The organism is Ralstonia pickettii (assembly GCF_001699815.1).
In the GTDB taxonomy this organism is placed as follows: Bacteria; Pseudomonadota; Gammaproteobacteria; order Burkholderiales; family Burkholderiaceae; genus Ralstonia; species Ralstonia thomasii.
In genome coordinates this window covers 60,557-77,629 of sequence record NZ_MCGB01000076.1, presented here as the reverse complement: position 1 = coordinate 77,629, position 17,073 = coordinate 60,557, and the positions used below count along the sequence as shown (strand labels likewise).

Sequence of the window (17,073 nt, the reverse complement as noted above, 5' to 3'; positions counted from 1 at the left end):
CCGGTGCCAGCGCTCGAGCGCGAGGCGTTATCAGAAACCGGCCGTGCGCAACCTAAACGCAATGCAGCCAGCCCGGCCCGCGCCCGCTCGGGCGAAGCTTCCCCCATGGCGAAAGAGGGCCCACGCGAACACGCCGGCATCGTCGCCAAGGCGGTTGACAAGGTGAGCGCAGCCGGCAAATCGACCGAAACCGCTGCCCGCCGCCGCGCTCGCCGCGATGAGGGCCCGACCAAGCTGTTCGTGCTCGACACCAACGTGCTGATGCACGATCCGACATCGCTCTTCCGTTTTGAAGAGCACGACGTCTATCTGCCGATGATGACGTTGGAAGAGCTGGACAACCACAAGAAGGGCATGAGCGAAGTCGCGCGCAATGCCCGTACGGTCAGTCGCACGCTCGACCAGCTTGTGGCGGGCACCGATGGCGTCATGGACGACGGCCTGCCGCTCGCCAAGCTCGGCAACCGCGATGCGCAGGGGCGCCTGTTCTTCCAGACGCGTCTGAATGACATCAAGCTGCCCGACGGTCTGCCGCAGGGCAAGGCCGACAATCAGATCCTGGGCGTGGTGGCCGCGTTGCAGCAGCAACGTCCGGATCGATCCGTCGTGCTGGTGTCCAAGGACATCAACATGCGGATCAAGGCGCGCGCCCTCGGCCTGCCGGCGGAGGACTACTTCAACGACCGCGTGCTGGAAGACACCGACCTGCTCTACAGCGGCATCATGGCCCTGCCGGCGGACTTCTGGCAGAAGCACGGCAAAAACATCGAGAGCTGGCAGGACCCCAAGACGGGTACGACGTTCTACCGCTTGTCCGGCCCGCTGGTGCCATCGTTCCTGGTCAACCAGTTTGTCTTCCTTGAACCGAATGACGGCAGTCTGCCGCTGTATGCGCAAGTCAAGGAGCTGAACGGCAAAACCGCCGTGCTGCAGACGCTCAAGGACTACACGCACCAGAAGAACAACGTCTGGGGCGTGACCGCGCGCAACCGTGAGCAGAACTTCGCGCTGAACCTGCTGATGCATCCGGAAGTCGACTTCGTTTCGCTGCTTGGCCAGGCTGGTACGGGCAAGACGCTGCTGGCACTGGCGGCAGGCCTGGAGCAGGTGCTGGATCAGAAGCTCTACAACGAGATCATCATCACGCGCGCCACGGTGCCTGTGGGTGAAGACATCGGCTTCCTGCCCGGCACGGAAGAAGAAAAGATGCAGCCGTGGATGGGCGCCTTCGACGACAACCTCGAGGTCCTGCAAAAGTCCGACGACAATGCCGGCGAGTGGGGCCGTGCCGCCACGCAGGAGTTGATCCGCTCGCGCATCAAGGTCAAGAGCATGAACTTCATGCGCGGCCGCACCTTCGTCAACAAGTTCCTGATCATCGACGAGGCGCAAAACCTGACGCCCAAGCAGATGAAGACGCTGGTCACGCGCGCGGGCCCCGGCACCAAGATCGTCTGCCTGGGGAACATCGCGCAGATCGACACGCCCTATCTGACGGAAGGCTCGTCGGGCCTGACTTACGTGGTGGATCGCTTCAAGGGATGGAGCCACAGCGGGCATATCACGCTGGCGCGCGGTGAGCGTTCGCGACTCGCAGATCACGCCTCAGACGTGCTTTAGAAATCACATCGCGGCAACGTCATCAGCCGCAAACCGTTGTGCCATCGGGCCTCGCGATTGCGTGGCCTTTTTTTTGCTGCATCTTCGGCACCTCTCTTTTCTTCCCTGATGGAGGCCAATGATGCCCATGCAGCAAAACCTGCAGACCCGATCGCGCTTGACCCTGACGTCGGCCGCGCTGGCGATGATGCTGTCCGCCGGCGCGTCCATTGCGCTCGCCGACAACCTCACGCCAAAGACCGCCGGCCAGATCAGCTACGTCTGCGGCGGCGTTGCGCAGGACGAGCAGCAGGCGCTGAACAGTGAAGCCCGCAACTACAACCTCTCTCTGCTGTTTACGCAAGGCGCGCGCGGCGAGTATCTGGCCGACGTCGACGTCCAGCTCACGCGACACGGCAAGGAGGTCGCAAGCTTCCGCGCCGACGGCCCGCGCTGTCTGATCAAGGCACCGCCGGCCAGCTACAACGTCATCGCCACATACCAAGGCACCACCAAGCGGGCGACGGTGCAGACGGGCAGCACGCGCAACGTCCAACTACGCTGGTAAACCTGCCCGCAAAGCGCGACGCCATCAGGGCAAAATTCGCAGACCCGCGCCCTGCTTGGCGTTGCGCCTCGCCAACACGCAGTTTGGCTTTCTGACGCGGCGCGCATAGCATGCTCGCTATCCGGACTCTCCTGATGGCCAATGCTCACGCGGCACAGCTTTCCCCACGGCAACATGCGACTGGCAGGCGCCGCCCTGCTGGCGCTGGTGTGCCTGCTGTCCGCATGCTCCTCGACCCCGACCCGCTCCACCGCCTCGCGCGATACTGGCCTGCGCACGCGCGGCGCCCCGATCCAGGATCCGAGCGCCGGTCTGGAAGAAATCTCCATCGAAGCCATGGCGCTGGTCGGCACGCCCTACCGCTACGGCGGCAATACACCCGACAGCGGCTTCGATTGCAGCGGGCTCGTGCGCTACGTCGTGCAACGCGCTGCGTCTGTGAACCTGCCGCGTACCGCCGCCGAAATGGGCCGCCGCGGCACCTCACTGGATCGCCGCGATGTTGCATCGGGCGACCTCGTCTTCTTCAACACGACCGGCCAGCCGAACTCGCACGTGGGCATCTATGTCGGGCAGAACCGGTTTGTCCACGCACCGGCCACAGGCGGCACGGTGCGCCTTGAAGACATGACCAAGTCTTATTGGGCCAACCGCTACGGGGGCGCACGCCGTGTCGTGGCCGTGAGCAACCTGCCCGATGCACCGGCGCCGACCATCGCCCCCATCACGCCGGCGCCCGTCAGCCCTGCCAGCCCAATCGACGATGATCCGCTCGGTACCCTCGCCCGCACACGCGATGCTCAGGCCGACAGCCTGATGTCGACACGCGTGCCGGCGGCTGCGACGCCGCCTGCGGATGACGACCCCATCGCGCGCTTTGCCACGCAGTAGCGCATCGCTCGCCCCAATGCAAAACGCCCACCGGTTTGGTGGGCGTTTCGTTTTTGCGAAGTGAATCCGAGGCCGGCTTTGCTTACAGCACGTGTCGACCGATCCACCAGGCGATGGCCGCCATGAACGCCGACGCGGGAATCGTCAACACCCACGCCCAGACGATGTTGCCTGCCACCCCCCAGCGCACGGCAGAAGCTTTCTGCGCCGCGCCCACACCGACAATGGCGCCTGTGATGGTGTGCGTCGTCGACACTGGCACGCCCAACGCCGAAGCGAAGAACAGCGTCATGGCGCCACCGGTTTCCGCGCAGAAACCGCCGACCGGCTTGAGCTTGGTGATCTTCTGACCCATCGTGCGCACGATCCGCCAGCCACCCAGCAGCGTACCCAAGCCGATCGCCACATAGCAGCAGACGATGACCCAGATCGGCGGTTCGGTTGCCGTGGCCGACGCGTAGCCGCCCGCAATCAGCAGCATCCAGATGATGCCGATGGTCTTCTGCGCATCGTTGCCGCCATGGCCCAGGCTGTACAGCGAAGCGGAGAGCAGTTGCAAGCGCCGGAACCATCGGTCCACCTTGGATGGCGGCGTTCGGAAGAACAGCCAGGACACCGCCACCATCAAGAGCGAGCCGAGGATAAAACCCAGCAACGGCGAAATCAGGATGAACGCCACGGTCTTGAGCAAGCCACTGGCCACCAGCGAGCCCGTGCCGGACTTGGCCACAGCCGCGCCTACCAAGCCACCGATGAGCGCGTGCGACGAGCTGGACGGAATGCCGTAGTACCACGTGATGATGTTCCACGCGATGGCGCCGACCAACGCCCCGAAGATGACGTAATGATCGACGATGGACGGATCAATCGTGTCCCGTCCCACCGTGGTTGCCACCTTGAGGTGGAAGATGAAAATGGCGATCACGTTGCAGGCAGCGGCCATGGCCACTGCCTGCTGCGGCTTGAGCACGCCGGTCGACACCACCGTCGCAATGGAGTTGGCCGCGTCGTGAAAGCCATTCATGAAGTCGAACACAATGGCCAGCGCCACCAGCAGAACGACCACCCAGAGACTGATCTGAAGCGTATGCATGAGGCGTCGTCTCGTCAGGCGTTTTCGAGCACGATGCCTTCGATGATGTTGGCGACATCCTCGCAACGGTCGGTGATGCTCTCCAGTTGTTCGTAGATCGCCTTGAGCTTGATCAGCAGCTTGATGTCGTTCTCGGTGCGAAACAGCTTGGCCATGGCAGCGCGCATCACGCGATCGGCATCCGACTCAAGACGGTCGATTTCGTGGGCAATGGTGAGGATCTGGCGGCCGTTGTTCATGTCGCTGAGCAGCGCCACGGCCTTGCGGACTTCCTCGCAGCAAGCCACGCAGATGGTCGCGAGCTGGCGCGCCTCGTCCGTCACGTTGGTCACGTCGTACAACGAGATGGTGAGCGACACGTCTTCCATCAGGTCGAGGATGTCGTCCATCGTCGTGATCAACTTGTGGATCTCGTCGCGATCAAGCGGGGTGATGAAAGTCTTGTGCAGCAGTTCGATCGTGTCATGCGTGATGCGATCGGCCTTCTTTTCAAAATTCTGCACGTTGCGTGCATGCATTTCGGCATTGGGCAAATCGTTGACCAGCTCCTTCAGCGCGTGGGCCGCCTTGACGGCGCACTCGGCGTGCTGGTTGAAGTACTCAAAAAACTTGCCTTCGGTGGGCATGAAGCGACCGAACATGATGATCCTTGGGAACGGAAAAAAGCAGGAGTCGTAAAAACAACGCCGGACGGGATCACCGCCGGCGCTGTCATTAAAACGCAATATTTTACCGGAACCAGCCTCGCGACATGCGTGGCACGTTGTGGCAGGCCGACACGAATTACACGTTACGTGTCGTTGTCAAAGAAGGCATTGCCCCCGGTGAAGTTGTCGAACTTCGTGTATTCACCCAGGAACGTAAGGCGAACGGTCCCAATCGGGCCGTTACGCTGCTTACCAATGATGATTTCGGCCGTACCCTTGTCCGGAGAATCGGGGTTGTAGACCTGATCGCGATAGATGAACAGGATCACGTCGGCGTCCTGTTCGATAGCACCGGATTCGCGCAAGTCCGACATCACAGGACGCTTGTTCGGGCGCTGCTCCAAGCTTCGGTTCAACTGCGACAATGCGATCACGGGGCAGTTGAGTTCCTTCGCCAGACCCTTGAGCGATCGCGAGATTTCCGAAATTTCGGTCGCACGGTTCTCACCGCTGCCCGAGCCCGACATCAGCTGCAGGTAGTCGATGACGATCAGGCCGAGCTGTCCACACTGGCGTGCAAGCCGGCGCGAACGTGCACGCAACTCCATCGGGTTCAACGCAGGGGTTTCGTCGATGAAGAGCTGCGCGTCGTTCATCTTCTGGATGGCATGCGTCAGGCGCGGCCAATCCTCGTCGAGCAGTCGGCCGGTGCGCAGGCGGTGCTGATCCAATCGACCGACCGAACCCAGCATACGCATGGCGAGCTGCGTACCCGCCATTTCCATTGAGAACACAGCCACCGGCAGGCCCTGCTCCACCGCCACGTGTTCGCCGATGTTCAGGGAGAATGCCGTCTTACCCATCGATGGGCGACCGGCCACGATGATCAGGTCGCCGCCCTGCATACCGCTGGTCATGCGATCGAGGTCAACGAAACCCGTCGGCACACCGGTAATGTCGCTCTGGTTATCGCGGTGGTACAGCTCATCGATGCGCTCGACCACCTGCGTCAGCAGCGGCTGAATTTCCAGGAAGCCCTTCTGCCCACGCGAGCCCTCTTCGGCAATCGCGAACACCTTGGATTCGGCCTCGTCCAACAACTGGCGCACGTCGCGCCCCTGCGGGTTGAAGGCACCAGCGGAAATCTCGTCGGCGATCGTCACGAGTTGGCGCAGCACGCCGCGGTCGCGAACGATCTCCGCATAGCGACGGATATTGGCGGCGCTCGGCGTGTTTTGGGCCAGCGCGTTCAGGTACGCCAGGCCACCCACCTCTTCCGCCTTGCCAGCGGCCTGCAGTTGCTCGTACACCGTGATCACGTCAGCCGGCTTGGCCTGCGAGATCAACTTGCCGATATTGTGGAAGATCAGCCGGTGGTCGTAGCGGTAGAAATCGTGCTCGTTGATGAAATCGGCAATGCGATCCCAGGCGGCGTTATCCAACAGCAACCCGCCGAGCACCGACTGTTCGGCCTCGATGGAATGCGGGGGCACCTTGAGGGAATCGAGCTGGGGATCGGAGGGCGCGTTCATGGCGGGATTATAACGGCGCTGCTCAGTCTTCAATTTGAACCCCTGACACAAAGGACAACAAAAAAGGCAGAGACTTTCGTCCCTGCCTTCTTGACTCGCGCCGGCCGGCTGCCCAGGCGCCGCGAGGTGCAGCTTGCGTGCTTAGACTGCGTCGCCCTGCACCAACACCGTCACGTCGACTGCCACATCGGTGTGCAGCGACACGACGACCGGGTGATCGCCAACGGTCTTCAGCGGGCCATTCGGCATACGCACTTGCGCCTTCTCGACCTTGAAGCCTTGTGCAACCAGTGCGTCGGCGATGTCGTGATTGGTGACGGAGCCGAACAGACGGCCATCCACACCAGCCTTTTGCGACAGTTGCAGCGTCAGGCCGTTCAGCTTCTCGCCTTCGGCTTGTGCAGCTGCCAGCTTTTCAGCAGCCAGCTTTTCCAGCTCAGCACGACGGGCTTCGAATTCCTTGATGGCGGAATCCGTAGCGCGGCGAGCTTGCTTGTTCGGGATCAGGAAGTTACGAGCGTAACCGTCCTTCACGCGCACCACGTCGCCCAGGTTACCCAGGTTGACGACCTTCTCGAGCAGAATAATTTGCATTGTCAGTTCTCCTTATCCCGCTGATTAGTGCTTGTGCTGATCGGTGTACGGCATCAGCGCGAGGAAACGTGCGCGCTTGATGGCCGTGTCCAGCTGGCGCTGATAGATCGCGCGCGTGCCGGTCAGGCGGGCCGGCGTGATCTTGCCGTTCTCGCCGATGAAGTCCTTGAGCGTGTCCAGATCCTTGTAGTCGATCTGCTCAACGCCAGCCACGGTAAAGCGGCAGAACTTCTTGCGCTTGAACAACGGGTTTTGCTGCTGGAAGCGCTTCTTGTTCTTCGCGTCGCGCTGCTTCTTGTTCATGAATGCCATGATTCAATCCTTTACGAATACGTTACATCCGGAGATGTGAAAGACCAGTGCCTTACTGCTGCGGTGCTTGCGAGCCAGGAATCCCACGCAATCCAGGACGGTGCCCGGAGCGATGCGATCCAGAACGGAAGCCATCTTGCCGGCTGCCAGTGCCTCCATCGAAAACTCGATCTGCCGCACTGTCTGCGCTTCGACCGCCTGCCCGCTGTATGCCAGCAGACAATTGACGATCGGCACGCCGGCTGGGGTGTATCGCATCACCTCGCGCTCGACCAGAGTGGCCACGAGCTGCAGGCGGTTGATGGCGTTGTCCCCGAGGGTTTCGTTCATGCTGGTGATGCGCGATCAGGCTTGCGCAGCACCGCGCGGCATCAGGCGGCCTGTTCGGTCTGAGCGGCGGCCTTCTTGGCCTCTTCGCGTGCGACTTCCTTCATCATCGGCGACGGCGCCGTTTCAGCCTTCTTGGTCTGAACGATGAGGTGACGCAGCACGGCGTCGTTGAACTTGAAGGCGTGCTCAAGCTCAGCCAGGGTTTCCTTGCCGCACTCGATGTTCAGGCACACGTAGTGAGCCTTCGCGAGCTTCTGGATCATGTAGGCCAGTTGACGACGGCCCCAGTCCTCGACGCGGTGCACTTGGCCGCCTTGCGAGGTGACCGTGCTCTTGTAGCGCTCGATCATCGCGGGCACTTGCTCGCTCTGGTCCGGATGGACGATGAATACGATTTCGTAATGACGCATTGACGCTCCTTGTGGATTAAGCCGCCCGGGCGTCACACTCCGGTGCAGCAAGGTTGGTTAGCCTGCTATTATACGCAGGCTTTTGCGACTTTTTCAATATCGATCAATGACTTGCTGAAGCGAGGCAACTTCTGCCTGGGCGCGACCAGAGGCTAAAAGCAACGTCAGAAGCACACGCGCCTTATATGGGTTGAGCGTACCGCTCGACGCCCAGCGGTCCGCACTAGGCAGCGCAGGCACCACGCCAGCACCGGTACGCGTGGAGCGCAGTACGAAAACCCCCTGCTGACTCGCCCGGTTCAGCGCCGCTTCAAGATTGGCATGGATGGAACCCGCACCGGTTGCGGCAATCACCAGCCCCTTCACGCCCGCGGCAACCAGCGCATCCACCACGCGAGCATCGGGCTGGGCATAGCTCGCCACAACCTCAACCCAGGGCCACTGGCCCGCAGGCGGCATCGGCAGCACGTCGGCTGCGGCCACACGTTGCCCTACCCGCTGAAACTGCACCTGCGTGTCGAGCACGAAACCCAGCGCGCCGGTGTCCGGCGAAACAAACGCCTCAACCGCGTAAGTGTGACCCTTCTGGACATCGCGGGCGGCATGCACGCGCTGGTTGAGCGCCACCAGCACGCCTCGCCCGCGCGCAGACGGACTGGCCGCCAGCCGCACCGCATTCAGCAGATTCAGCGGGCCATCCGCCGACAGCGACGTCGACGGCCGCATCGCCGCAGTCAGGACGATCGGTGTATCGGTCTGCTGCGTCAGGTGCAGTAGCATCGCGGTCTCTTCCAGCGTGTCAGTGCCGTGCGTGATGACCACGCCATCCACACGCTCGACGTCGATCCAGTGACGGATACGCGCCACCAGCTTTTCCCATACGTCGAAGGTCAGATCCTTGCTATCGATCTGTGCGACCTGTTCAGCGCGCACGTTGGCGAGGCGCTCCAAACCAAGCTTGCTGGCCGCGAGCAGTTGATCGATGGGGACGGCGCCAGCGCGATAGCGTGCGGCGGAGCCAGCGTCGTCAGCAGAGCCGGCGATCGTGCCGCCGGTGGCGAGGATGGCGATGGTAGGCAAGGACATCGTTGCAGACATGCGTGGTGGGCAAGGCGCGCATTGTATCCGCCCGCATCGCCTTTGCCGACGCGGGATTGCCCGGGGCGCCGGCAAAAACAAAACGCCGGCACCCAGGCCGGCGTTTGCAACAGAAGCCGTATCGATTATTTCTCGACGAAGGCGCGCTCGATCACGTAGTCACCCGCTTCGCCCATGCGCGGCGAGATCTTGAAACCGCGGTCGTCGAGCAGCTTGCAGGTGTCTTCCAGCATGGCCGGGCTGCCACAGATCATGGCGCGGTCGACTGCCGGATCCATCGGGGGCAGGCCGATATCGACAGACAGCTTGCCGCTGTCGACGAGGTCCGTCAGGCGGCCCATGTTGCGGAACGGCTCACGCGTAACCGTGGGGTAATAGATCAGCTTTTCGCGCACCTGATCGCCAAAGAACTCGTTGTTCGGCAATTCCCGGGTGATGAAGTCGGCATAAGCCAACTCGCTCACTTGGCGCACGCCGTGCAGCAGCACGACCTTCTCGAAGCGCTCATAGGTGTCCGGGTCCTGGATGATGCTCATGAACGGCGCGAGGCCGGTGCCGGTGCCGAACAGATACAGGTTCTTACCGGGTAGCAGGTCATCCAGTACGAGCGTGCCGACCGGCTTCTTGCTCACCAGCAGCTTGTCGCCCACCTTCAGATGCTGCAGTCGCGACGTCAGGGGGCCGTTCTGCACCTTGATGCTGAAGAACTCGAGGTGCTCTTCGTAGTTCGGGCTCGCGATGCTGTAGGCGCGCATCAGCGGCTTGCCTTCGACCTCCAGCCCGATCATGACGAAGTGGCCGTTATGGAAGCGCAGCGCCTGGTCGCGGGTGGTCTTGAAGCTGAACAGCGAGTCATTCCAGTGATGGACGCTCAGAACGGTCTCTTGATTGAAGGCGGACATGGTGACATTCGGGCCAACCCAATGAAGCTCAATCGGGTTATGTGGCGATGCAAAAATCGGTCAAGGCCTTGATTTTATGCGATTCGCCGCGGCCGCGCCTGCATGGATTGCGCATAAGCTTCTAACCAGTCGCATGGGTTTTGACGCCGGTCATAAGGACTGGGCGCCTGCGCAACAGGTCACAACAAAATCACTTGCGCTTCCTGCGTCACTGTATAAAATCACAGCACCTGTTCAAATATACAGTGCGCCGATGGCCACCCTCACCCCCCGCCAGCAGCAGATTTATGACCTCATCCGCCAGACGATCCAGCGCACGGGCTTTCCGCCGACGCGCGCCGAGATTGCCGCGGAGTTTGGCTTCTCGTCGCCCAATGCGGCTGAGGAACACCTCCGCGCGTTGGCACGCAAGGGCGTGATTGAACTGACGCCGGGCGCCTCGCGTGGCATTCGGCTGCGGGCGGCGGGCGACACGGCGCAGCATCAGTTCTCGCTGCCGTCGATGGGATTGATGCAGTTGACACTGCCGCTGGTGGGCCGCGTGGCCGCCGGTAGTCCGATCCTGGCTGCCGAGCATATTGATCGCCAGTACCAAGTGGATCCGTCGCTGTTCTCTGCGCAGCCCGATTTTCTGCTGAAGGTGCGTGGTATGAGCATGCGCGACGCCGGCATTCTCGATGGCGATCTACTGGCCGTGCAGCGCGCCAGTGAAGCCACCAACGGCAAGATCGTCGTGGCTCGACTGGGCGACGACGTCACGGTCAAGCGCTTCCAGCGCAAGGGCCGGCATGTCGAGCTGATTGCCGAGAACCCCGATTTCGAACCGATCCACGTTGATCTGGATCGCGATGAGTTTCACCTGGAGGGCTTGGCCGTCGGTCTGATCCGGCCTGCTGCTCCGTAAGTCTCCGGCGCATCTCAGCGCCAAACCTTCGCTGTTTGATTCCACTTGAAGGTGAGCCAGCGGCTCGCCGGGGCGGAGTCTTGCCACTCGCTTTTCCACCCGAACTCACGAGGTCTGCCATGCGACTCGGATCGATGTCTTCCCGCCGCCGCCCGGTACAGCCGGTTCCCTTCCGCCAAACCCAGGGCGTGCGCATCTATCAAGGGGAGCAGCGCCGTACGATGGTCGGCAGCATGGCCGCCATCTGCCGCATGCTGGATGCGATTCCAGCGGCCTCGCGCACTGCTGGCGCCGAAAGCTGCTGAGGGAAAGAGAAGGCCGATGAGGGCTGTGAAGCGCGCTGCAGCGGCCGATCAGGGCATACCCCAATGCTGCCGCCGCAACTGATTTCATACACTTGCCGTGCCCTGAGGACAGGGCTTTCTTCAACTGATTTTCGGCCCGCCGTTTGAGCGGGCTGTTTTTTTTCTGCTCGTAAGTTGCTGCAACGGCACATTTAACGATGTTCCGTCGGTGAAACGGACGTTTACCCCGATGTTGTTTGGCGTACGTGACAGTAGTATTGCTAATGCCCTCAGGGGCAATGAGATCGCTGAATTCGAAGCCCGCACATTGCGGGCTTTTTTTTGCGCCGCGACCGGCAGGCGAGCCGCTAAACGCTCCCCGCTTTCTCGACGACGAGGATTCGCGCCTCGCCCCGCGGGTGCGCCACATGCTCGCAGCCGATACCGGCGAAGAAGATATCGCCGGGTTCCAGCGTCGCGACTTTCTCCTCGCCGGCTTCGCGGTAATGCATGTCGACCGTACCGTCGAGCACCACGAACACCTCCTCACCGTCGTTCACATGCCAGCGGTAAGGCTGGTCCGTCCAATGCAGGCGCGTGGTAATGCCACTCATATTGGCAATATCGAGCGCGCCCCAGGCACGCTCGGCGGTGAACGACTTGGCGCGGATGATGTTCATGGCGATCGTGCGTCGGTTATTGCATTGACTGCAGGTTGCCGATGCGCACCAACATCTCGGTGAACATCTGCATATCGAGGTCGAGGTCCTGCACTTCCTTGTACTCGTTGGCGTTGTGCGCCGTGTACTTCTTGCCCGGCATGGCCGGGCCGAAATTGATGGCGTTCGGCATCAGCTTGGCCGTCGTGCTGCCGGCCGTCGGCACGGGCTTGGCGTCGAGGCCCGTGGTGTCACCATAAATGTTGAGCAGCGTCGACAGCCACGCGCCCTTCGGATCGCGCGCCATCCAGTTGCCTTGATCGTGGTTGATCTCGAGGGCGACATGGTTGGCCTTGGCCCATGCGTTGATCTTGCCGGCGATTTCACCGCGCAGCGCATCAGGCGTTTTGCCGCGCGGCATGCGCACGTTGGCGCTCACCTCCACGCGGCCATTCTTGTCGCCGATCACCGTAGGCGAAATGGTGAGCGGCCCCATGAAGTCGTCCTTGTAGGCGACGCCCATGGTAGTGCCGAGGTAGTCGGTGCCGTAAAGGTCGGTGAGGTAGCGCACGGCATGAGCGTAGGCGTTGTCTGCCAAGCCGAGATCGGCTGCACGCAGGAACAGCGCGAGGCGCGGCAGCGGGTTGACGCCCTCTTCCGGACGCGAGCCGTGTGCGGAGGCGCCAGTCACCTTCACGACGATGCTGTCGCCCGTGCGCGCGATGTCGATCGAGAACTTGCCCTGCCCTGCCAAGCTGTTCACGAACCCATCGCGCTTGGCTTCGAGCGCGGCGGCGGCCAGGCCCAGATCACCGCCCTTGAGCGTGGCGGTGGCCGTTTGTGGGATGGAGCTTGCCGACGCCGCGCCCGTCATCGAAACGATGGCCGTATGCGAAGCATCGCCAGCTTGCGCAGGGAAGAACACCTTCAATGCGCCCGAGCCTTTCTCTGCAACCACGGCCGGGTACTTGCTGTCGAGCACGATGTTGTACGCAGGCAATTGCGTGTGCTCACGGTAGTACTTCATGCCATCGCCACCGGTTTCTTCGGTGGTTTCGATCATCAGGCGGATGGTGCGCGCGAGCGGCACGCCACTGTCCTTGACCGTTTTCATGGCGTACATCGCGGCGGCAATCGAGCCCTTGTCGTCAATCGTGCCACGGCCGTACAGCAGATTGCCGACGCGCGTGACCTTGAACGGATCGAGCTTGGTGCCGTCGCCGAGCACCCACTCCTCGGCCTTGGCGGGTACGACGTCGGCGTGCGTCAGGATGCCGAACTCGTCCGAGCCGGTGCCGGGCAGCGTAACTTCAAAGACGCGGTTGTCGACGTTGCGGTATTTCAAGCCGAAATCGCGCGCCATGCCCTCGATCAGCTTGCCAAACGCGACGATGGCGGGGTTTTCGTACTGCGGAATCTTGTCGTCGCGCACCGTGGGCAGCGCGACCATCTTTTCGATCGAACCAATCACGGCCTGCTGGTTGTGCAGGCGGTTGTACAGACCCAGCAGGCGCCCGATGTTGACGAGGTCATCGCCGGCCACCGGAGCCTTCTTCTGGTACGCGGCGACACTGCCCGCGACTTGCGGATCGGCCTTCGCGGCTGCCGCAAGAAAGCTGTTCAGATCGGCCGATGCCTTGGATTGCTCGGCGGCGAGCAGCGCGTCGAGTTGCGGTTTCTGAATCGTGGCGGCAAAGGCGCCGGTGCCGCAAGCCAGCGACAGTGCGATCGTCAGCGAAGACAGGCCAATACGGGCAGTGCGTTGCATCGAAGTGGTTTCCGAAAAAGGCGAAGGCGCCATCATAGGGGCGAAGCGCAAGCCACGCATTGTGCAGCGCGAAAACGCTAAGGCACGCCCGCTGCGCGGTATGCTTGGAGCTTTCCCAGGAGGCTTGCCGCATGGAACCGTCTCTGGACACCGCCCCCGGTCTGTTGAGCGTGCTGGAAGAACTGCGCCGGCGCGAACCCATCTTCCATCGCCCCGAGTTCGGCACGCGCCGCGAAGACTTCGAGCGCATGACCACGGAAGACTTCTGGGAAACCGGTGCCTCGGGTCAGCGCTACAGCCGCAGCTATGTGCTTGGCGTTCTCGATGCCCGGCACGGCCACATCGGCGAGGATTTCTGGCAAACGCGCGATTTCCGCTGCCAAGAGATTGCGCCGGACAACTACCTGCTGACGTACACGCTGGTGCAGTCGAACCGGACGACGCGGCGGGCGACGTTGTGGCGGCGGACGCTGGATGGCTGGAAGGTCATATACCACCAGGGAACCATCGTGGCGGAGAGTCGTTGAACTCCGTTGCGAAACCCTCTAGGCAAGGCGAAAGAATGTTTGTATAATCGCTGTTTCCTTGAACGGCGACACGCCGGTCAGGCAACAACGGTGGCTGTAGCTCAGTTGGTAGAGTCCCAGATTGTGATTCTGGTTGTCGTGGGTTCGAATCCCATCAGTCACCCCAAGTTTCAAGAAAAAGCCCGCATTCGCGGGCTTTTTTGCATTCAGCGATCGGGGCAACGCCCCTTTCCCCGCATCAAACCGCTACCGCCTCCTCATTCGATTCTTCGCCACGCCGCAGGTGGGCACGCGCCTCGTCGAACAGTGCATGGGCGTCGGCCAGCGTCTTGACGCGGCCCAGCGCCTTGGAGTCCGACAGCACGCGCCGCCAGCCGCGCGCGCCCGCCACACCGCGATACAGCCCCAGCATGTGCCGCACCGCCGCACCTGCGTAGCCGCCACGCTCTACCCAGCGGCCGACGTAGCCGATCATCGCGTCTTCCACCTCGGCGCGCGTGGGGGCCTCGGTGCCTGCGCCGTAGTAGCGCGCATCGAACGCAGCCATCAGATGCGGATGGTGATACGCCTCACGGCCGATCATTACGCCATCAACGTGCGCCAGGTGCGTGTCGATCTGCTCGAGCGTCTGCACCCCACCGTTGAGCAGAATTTCCAGATGCGGGAAATCCCGCTTGAGCTGATAGACGACTTCGTAGCGCAGCGGCGGAATCTCGCGATTTTCCTTCGGGCTCAGGCCTTTCAGGATGGCATTGCGCGCGTGCACGATGAACGTCTCGCAACCCGCCTCGGCGATGGTGCCGACGAAATCGCGCACGAAATCGTAGGTCTCGATTGCATCAATGCCGATGCGGTGCTTGACCGTGACCGGAATCGACACCGCATCGCGCATCGCCGTGACACCCTGCGCGACGAGCTTGGGCTCAGCCATCAGGCAGGCGCCGAACGCACCGCGCTGCACGCGCTCCGACGGGCAGCCGCAGTTGAGGTTGATTTCTTTGTAGCCCCATTGCTGGCCGAGGCGCGCGGCCTGGGCCAGATCGTCCGGTTCACTGCCGCCGAGCTGGAGCGCCACGGGATGCTCGAACTCGTCAAAATCGAGGTGGCGCGGGACGTCGCCGTGCAGCAGCGCGCCCGTGGTCACCATTTCGGTGTAGAGCCACGTGTGGCGCGAGATCTGGCGATGGAAGAACCGGCAATGTCTGTCAGTCCAATCCATCATCGGGGCCACGCTCAGCCGCCTAGGCGTTGATTTCATTGGAATACGGTTTGAATTCAAGCGCTTACACCCTACTGTTTTCTGCGCGATTTCATGAGATTTGTGGCGGTTTCCGCTCATTTTTTCGGCCCAATGCTACGGCGTGGCATCGAGGAAAAATGGGCTCGATCAGCGAGCGAAAACGCAGGGACGGGAGTATAGGGTACACGGCCCAAATCCGCCGGAAGGAAGGCGGCGTGGTCGTACATACAGAGACCAAGACGTTCGACCGTGCGCCGGCTGCGCGGGCCTGGCTCGTGAAGCGCGAAAAGGAGCTCGACCAGTCAGGCGCCCTGAAGACCGCCAAGCAGGAAGATCCGCTGCTCTCGGAGGTCATCGATCGGTACATCTGCGAATCTGTCCAGCCGCTCAGGCGCACCAAACAATTTACAAGGACCGGTTGGTGGCACCTGAGATCGCCACCGAAGTAAATAACGCGGTCAAGCTATGGCTCGCACGCGGGTAGTTGTTGGCGCTTGGCTTGTCGCCGTCACCGCTCATTTTTTGACGTACGCGCTGTCTGCCCAGCCCGAACCAGCAGAGTGGTACGCCTCACTCCCGAGCTACCGAGCGGCGATCTTCGGACTTACACGTTTGCCGCTGTGGCTGGCTGGCCTGTGCGTACTACTGGCATTGGCGAGCTGGATCCGCCGGCAGCGGTGATCGGTCATCCCCCGCCCCCCTCTTTGCCGACTAAGAGTGCACTGCGCGGGATGGGCAATTGATCTATTATCCAACTCCCCCTTCCCCGTCACGTGAGCGAAGTTAGCTCGCGTCGATCCACTACTGGCGCTGTACTGCACTTCGAGTGAAGTCAACGTCGCACAAGCCTGCTTGGCAGGAGCGTGCAGTGTTCAACGACCACGCCCCGACCAGGCGTGAAGCCGTTGCCCAAAATCCTTTACTCGTTTTGCCAAGATGATTCAGATCCATAACGCAAGCCAACCATCGGCACCCAACAAGCGCTGCTCCGGATGCAACTCCGATGATGGCACCGCTATCGAGATGGCCTTCGCATTTCAGCCGATCGTTGATCTGCGCACGGGCGACGCCTACGCACACGAAGCGCTCGTACGCGGACCCAACGGAGAGCCTGCGGCATCGGTGCTGACGCAAGTGGACGAGGCAAACCGTTACCGGTTTGACCAACGGTGCCGCACCACCGCAATTGAGCAGGCGGCCGGGATAGGGATGGACACCTTTCTATCCATCAATTTCATGCCGAATGCGGTGTATCAGCCTGCCGCATGTATCCGCACAACGTTTGAAGCGGCCGAAAAATTCGGCTTTCCCATCAATCGGATCATCTTCGAAACCATCGAGGGCGAAGACATCATCAACCGCCCCCACCTCCTGGAGATCTTTCGGGCATATCAATCGTTCGGCTTCCAAACCGCGATTGATGATTTCGGTGCCGGCCACTCCGGGCTCACCCTACTCGCCGATTTCCAGCCGGACCTGATCAAGTTGGATATGGCACTTATCCGAGGAATCGATTCAGATCTGGTGCGTCAACGCATTGTTTGCGGTGTGCTCAGCATCTGCAACGACCTCGGGATCCGGGTCATTGCCGAAGGTGTTGAAACGGCACCGGAACGCGACTTCCTCGCTGCCGCGGGTATCACGCTCATGCAAGGCTATCTGTTCGCAAAGCCTACGTTCAGAGCAATGCCACCGGTATCAAACACTCGCTGATG

20 protein-coding genes and 1 tRNA gene are annotated in these 17,073 nt (G+C 61.7%); 9 read left to right on the top strand and 12 right to left on the bottom strand.

Annotation, left to right across the window (positions count from 1 at the left end):
* The 3 genes from BEK68_RS15945 to BEK68_RS15935 form a co-directional block, all read left to right on the top strand.
* A partial coding sequence (locus tag BEK68_RS15945; RefSeq protein WP_249262931.1) for a PhoH family protein occupies positions 1-1,620 on the top strand: 1,620 nt, incomplete at its 5' end.
* A gap of 121 nt (positions 1,621-1,741) precedes the next feature.
* Positions 1,742-2,167: a hypothetical protein gene (locus BEK68_RS15940; protein WP_012435399.1), complete on the top strand. Its 426-nt coding sequence runs from the start codon at positions 1,742-1,744 to the stop codon at positions 2,165-2,167.
* A gap of 141 nt (positions 2,168-2,308) precedes the next feature.
* Positions 2,309-3,058 carry a C40 family peptidase gene (locus BEK68_RS15935; RefSeq protein WP_012435398.1) on the top strand — a complete coding sequence of 250 codons (750 nt, stop codon included), beginning with the start codon at positions 2,309-2,311 and terminating at the stop codon, positions 3,056-3,058.
* An 82-nt stretch (positions 3,059-3,140) separates the two neighbouring features.
* On the opposite strand, the gene BEK68_RS15930 is transcribed toward BEK68_RS15935, so the two are convergent.
* The 9 genes from BEK68_RS15930 to BEK68_RS15890 form a co-directional block, all read right to left on the bottom strand.
* Positions 3,141-4,151 carry an inorganic phosphate transporter gene (locus BEK68_RS15930; RefSeq protein WP_004626498.1) on the bottom strand — a complete coding sequence of 337 codons (1,011 nt, stop codon included), beginning with the start codon at positions 4,149-4,151 and terminating at the stop codon, positions 3,141-3,143.
* 14 nt (positions 4,152-4,165) lie between these two features.
* Positions 4,166-4,792 carry a DUF47 domain-containing protein gene (locus BEK68_RS15925; RefSeq protein ID WP_004626497.1) on the bottom strand — a complete coding sequence of 209 codons (627 nt, stop codon included), beginning with the start codon at positions 4,790-4,792 and terminating at the stop codon, positions 4,166-4,168.
* Positions 4,793-4,941: 149 nt separating this feature from the next.
* Positions 4,942-6,330 carry a replicative DNA helicase gene (locus BEK68_RS15920; RefSeq protein WP_012435397.1) on the bottom strand — a complete coding sequence of 463 codons (1,389 nt, stop codon included), beginning with the start codon at positions 6,328-6,330 and terminating at the stop codon, positions 4,942-4,944.
* 141 nt (positions 6,331-6,471) lie between these two features.
* A complete protein-coding gene (gene rplI, locus BEK68_RS15915) occupies positions 6,472-6,924 on the bottom strand; it encodes a 50S ribosomal protein L9 (protein WP_004626491.1) in 453 nt (150 codons plus the stop codon).
* 24 nt (positions 6,925-6,948) lie between these two features.
* Positions 6,949-7,227, bottom strand: coding sequence for a 30S ribosomal protein S18 (rpsR, locus tag BEK68_RS15910; RefSeq protein ID WP_037022304.1), 279 nt, complete (start codon positions 7,225-7,227; stop codon positions 6,949-6,951).
* Positions 7,228-7,239: 12 nt separating this feature from the next.
* Entirely contained in the window at positions 7,240-7,566 is a 327-nt protein-coding gene (gene priB, locus BEK68_RS15905) for a primosomal replication protein N (protein ID WP_004626487.1), read from the bottom strand.
* 41 nt (positions 7,567-7,607) lie between these two features.
* On the bottom strand, positions 7,608-7,976 hold the full coding sequence (gene rpsF / locus BEK68_RS15900; RefSeq protein ID WP_003265889.1) for a 30S ribosomal protein S6: 369 nt from the start codon (positions 7,974-7,976) through the stop codon (positions 7,608-7,610).
* Between the two features lie 93 nt (positions 7,977-8,069).
* The gene (locus BEK68_RS15895) at positions 8,070-9,062 is read right to left on the bottom strand and encodes an asparaginase (protein WP_004626483.1); all 993 of its coding nucleotides are present in this window, start codon (positions 9,060-9,062) and stop codon (positions 8,070-8,072) included.
* Between the two features lie 137 nt (positions 9,063-9,199).
* Entirely contained in the window at positions 9,200-9,976 is a 777-nt protein-coding gene (locus BEK68_RS15890) for a ferredoxin--NADP reductase (protein ID WP_012435396.1), read from the bottom strand.
* Between the two features lie 253 nt (positions 9,977-10,229).
* Between BEK68_RS15890 and lexA the strand changes: the two genes are divergently transcribed.
* Both lexA and BEK68_RS15880 read left to right on the top strand, forming a co-directional pair.
* A complete protein-coding gene (gene lexA / locus BEK68_RS15885; protein WP_012435395.1) occupies positions 10,230-10,880 on the top strand; it encodes a transcriptional repressor LexA in 651 nt (216 codons plus the stop codon).
* Positions 10,881-10,999: 119 nt separating this feature from the next.
* On the top strand, positions 11,000-11,185 hold the full coding sequence (locus tag BEK68_RS15880; RefSeq protein WP_004626476.1) for a hypothetical protein: 186 nt from the start codon (positions 11,000-11,002) through the stop codon (positions 11,183-11,185).
* Between the two features lie 347 nt (positions 11,186-11,532).
* Here BEK68_RS15880 and BEK68_RS15875 read toward each other — a convergent pair whose 3' ends face one another.
* Together BEK68_RS15875 and BEK68_RS15870 are read right to left on the bottom strand one after the other, a co-directional pair.
* Positions 11,533-11,844 carry a cupin domain-containing protein gene (locus BEK68_RS15875; RefSeq protein ID WP_004626475.1) on the bottom strand — a complete coding sequence of 104 codons (312 nt, stop codon included), beginning with the start codon at positions 11,842-11,844 and terminating at the stop codon, positions 11,533-11,535.
* A gap of 16 nt (positions 11,845-11,860) precedes the next feature.
* Positions 11,861-13,591, bottom strand: coding sequence for a dipeptidase (locus BEK68_RS15870; RefSeq protein ID WP_012435394.1), 1,731 nt, complete (start codon positions 13,589-13,591; stop codon positions 11,861-11,863).
* Between the two features lie 131 nt (positions 13,592-13,722).
* Between BEK68_RS15870 and BEK68_RS15865 the strand changes: the two genes are divergently transcribed.
* On the top strand, positions 13,723-14,118 hold the full coding sequence (locus BEK68_RS15865) for a hypothetical protein (protein WP_012435393.1): 396 nt from the start codon (positions 13,723-13,725) through the stop codon (positions 14,116-14,118).
* Positions 14,119-14,208: 90 nt separating this feature from the next.
* Positions 14,209-14,284, top strand: a tRNA-His gene (locus BEK68_RS15860).
* 72 nt (positions 14,285-14,356) lie between these two features.
* Here the strand turns inward: BEK68_RS15860 and dusA are convergent.
* On the bottom strand, positions 14,357-15,376 hold the full coding sequence (dusA, locus tag BEK68_RS15855; protein WP_080515818.1) for a tRNA dihydrouridine(20/20a) synthase DusA: 1,020 nt from the start codon (positions 15,374-15,376) through the stop codon (positions 14,357-14,359).
* 119 nt (positions 15,377-15,495) lie between these two features.
* Between dusA and BEK68_RS15850 the strand changes: the two genes are divergently transcribed.
* Together BEK68_RS15850 and BEK68_RS15845 are read left to right on the top strand one after the other, a co-directional pair.
* Complete coding sequence (locus tag BEK68_RS15850) at positions 15,496-15,807, top strand: hypothetical protein (protein ID WP_012435391.1); 312 nt, start codon at positions 15,496-15,498, stop codon at positions 15,805-15,807.
* Positions 15,808-16,294: 487 nt separating this feature from the next.
* Positions 16,295-17,071, top strand: coding sequence for an EAL domain-containing protein (locus BEK68_RS15845; protein WP_012435390.1), 777 nt, complete (start codon positions 16,295-16,297; stop codon positions 17,069-17,071).
* Positions 17,072-17,073: the final 2 nt, after the last annotated feature.

What these genes read in the sequence shown, in the direction of transcription:
- BEK68_RS15940 (WP_012435399.1), top strand. Translation starts at nt 1,742, where the DNA reads ATGCCCATGCAGCAAAACCTGCAGACCCGATCGCGCTTGACCCTGACG.
- BEK68_RS15935 (WP_012435398.1), top strand. Translation starts at nt 2,309, where the DNA reads ATGCTCACGCGGCACAGCTTTCCCCACGGCAACATGCGACTGGCAGGC.
- BEK68_RS15930 (WP_004626498.1), bottom strand. Translation starts at nt 4,151, where the DNA reads ATGCATACGCTTCAGATCAGTCTCTGGGTGGTCGTTCTGCTGGTGGCG.
- BEK68_RS15925 (WP_004626497.1), bottom strand. Translation starts at nt 4,792, where the DNA reads ATGTTCGGTCGCTTCATGCCCACCGAAGGCAAGTTTTTTGAGTACTTC.
- BEK68_RS15920 (WP_012435397.1), bottom strand. Translation starts at nt 6,330, where the DNA reads ATGAACGCGCCCTCCGATCCCCAGCTCGATTCCCTCAAGGTGCCCCCG.
- rplI (WP_004626491.1), bottom strand. Translation starts at nt 6,924, where the DNA reads ATGCAAATTATTCTGCTCGAGAAGGTCGTCAACCTGGGTAACCTGGGC.
- rpsR (WP_037022304.1), bottom strand. Translation starts at nt 7,227, where the DNA reads ATGAACAAGAAGCAGCGCGACGCGAAGAACAAGAAGCGCTTCCAGCAG.
- priB (WP_004626487.1), bottom strand. Translation starts at nt 7,566, where the DNA reads ATGAACGAAACCCTCGGGGACAACGCCATCAACCGCCTGCAGCTCGTG.
- rpsF (WP_003265889.1), bottom strand. Translation starts at nt 7,976, where the DNA reads ATGCGTCATTACGAAATCGTATTCATCGTCCATCCGGACCAGAGCGAG.
- BEK68_RS15895 (WP_004626483.1), bottom strand. Translation starts at nt 9,062, where the DNA reads ATGTCCTTGCCTACCATCGCCATCCTCGCCACCGGCGGCACGATCGCC.
- BEK68_RS15890 (WP_012435396.1), bottom strand. Translation starts at nt 9,976, where the DNA reads ATGTCCGCCTTCAATCAAGAGACCGTTCTGAGCGTCCATCACTGGAAT.
- lexA (WP_012435395.1), top strand. Translation starts at nt 10,230, where the DNA reads ATGGCCACCCTCACCCCCCGCCAGCAGCAGATTTATGACCTCATCCGC.
- BEK68_RS15880 (WP_004626476.1), top strand. Translation starts at nt 11,000, where the DNA reads ATGCGACTCGGATCGATGTCTTCCCGCCGCCGCCCGGTACAGCCGGTT.
- BEK68_RS15875 (WP_004626475.1), bottom strand. Translation starts at nt 11,844, where the DNA reads ATGAACATCATCCGCGCCAAGTCGTTCACCGCCGAGCGTGCCTGGGGC.
- BEK68_RS15870 (WP_012435394.1), bottom strand. Translation starts at nt 13,591, where the DNA reads ATGCAACGCACTGCCCGTATTGGCCTGTCTTCGCTGACGATCGCACTG.
- BEK68_RS15865 (WP_012435393.1), top strand. Translation starts at nt 13,723, where the DNA reads ATGGAACCGTCTCTGGACACCGCCCCCGGTCTGTTGAGCGTGCTGGAA.
- dusA (WP_080515818.1), bottom strand. Translation starts at nt 15,376, where the DNA reads ATGAAATCAACGCCTAGGCGGCTGAGCGTGGCCCCGATGATGGATTGG.
- BEK68_RS15850 (WP_012435391.1), top strand. Translation starts at nt 15,496, where the DNA reads ATGGGCTCGATCAGCGAGCGAAAACGCAGGGACGGGAGTATAGGGTAC.
- BEK68_RS15845 (WP_012435390.1), top strand. Translation starts at nt 16,295, where the DNA reads ATGATTCAGATCCATAACGCAAGCCAACCATCGGCACCCAACAAGCGC.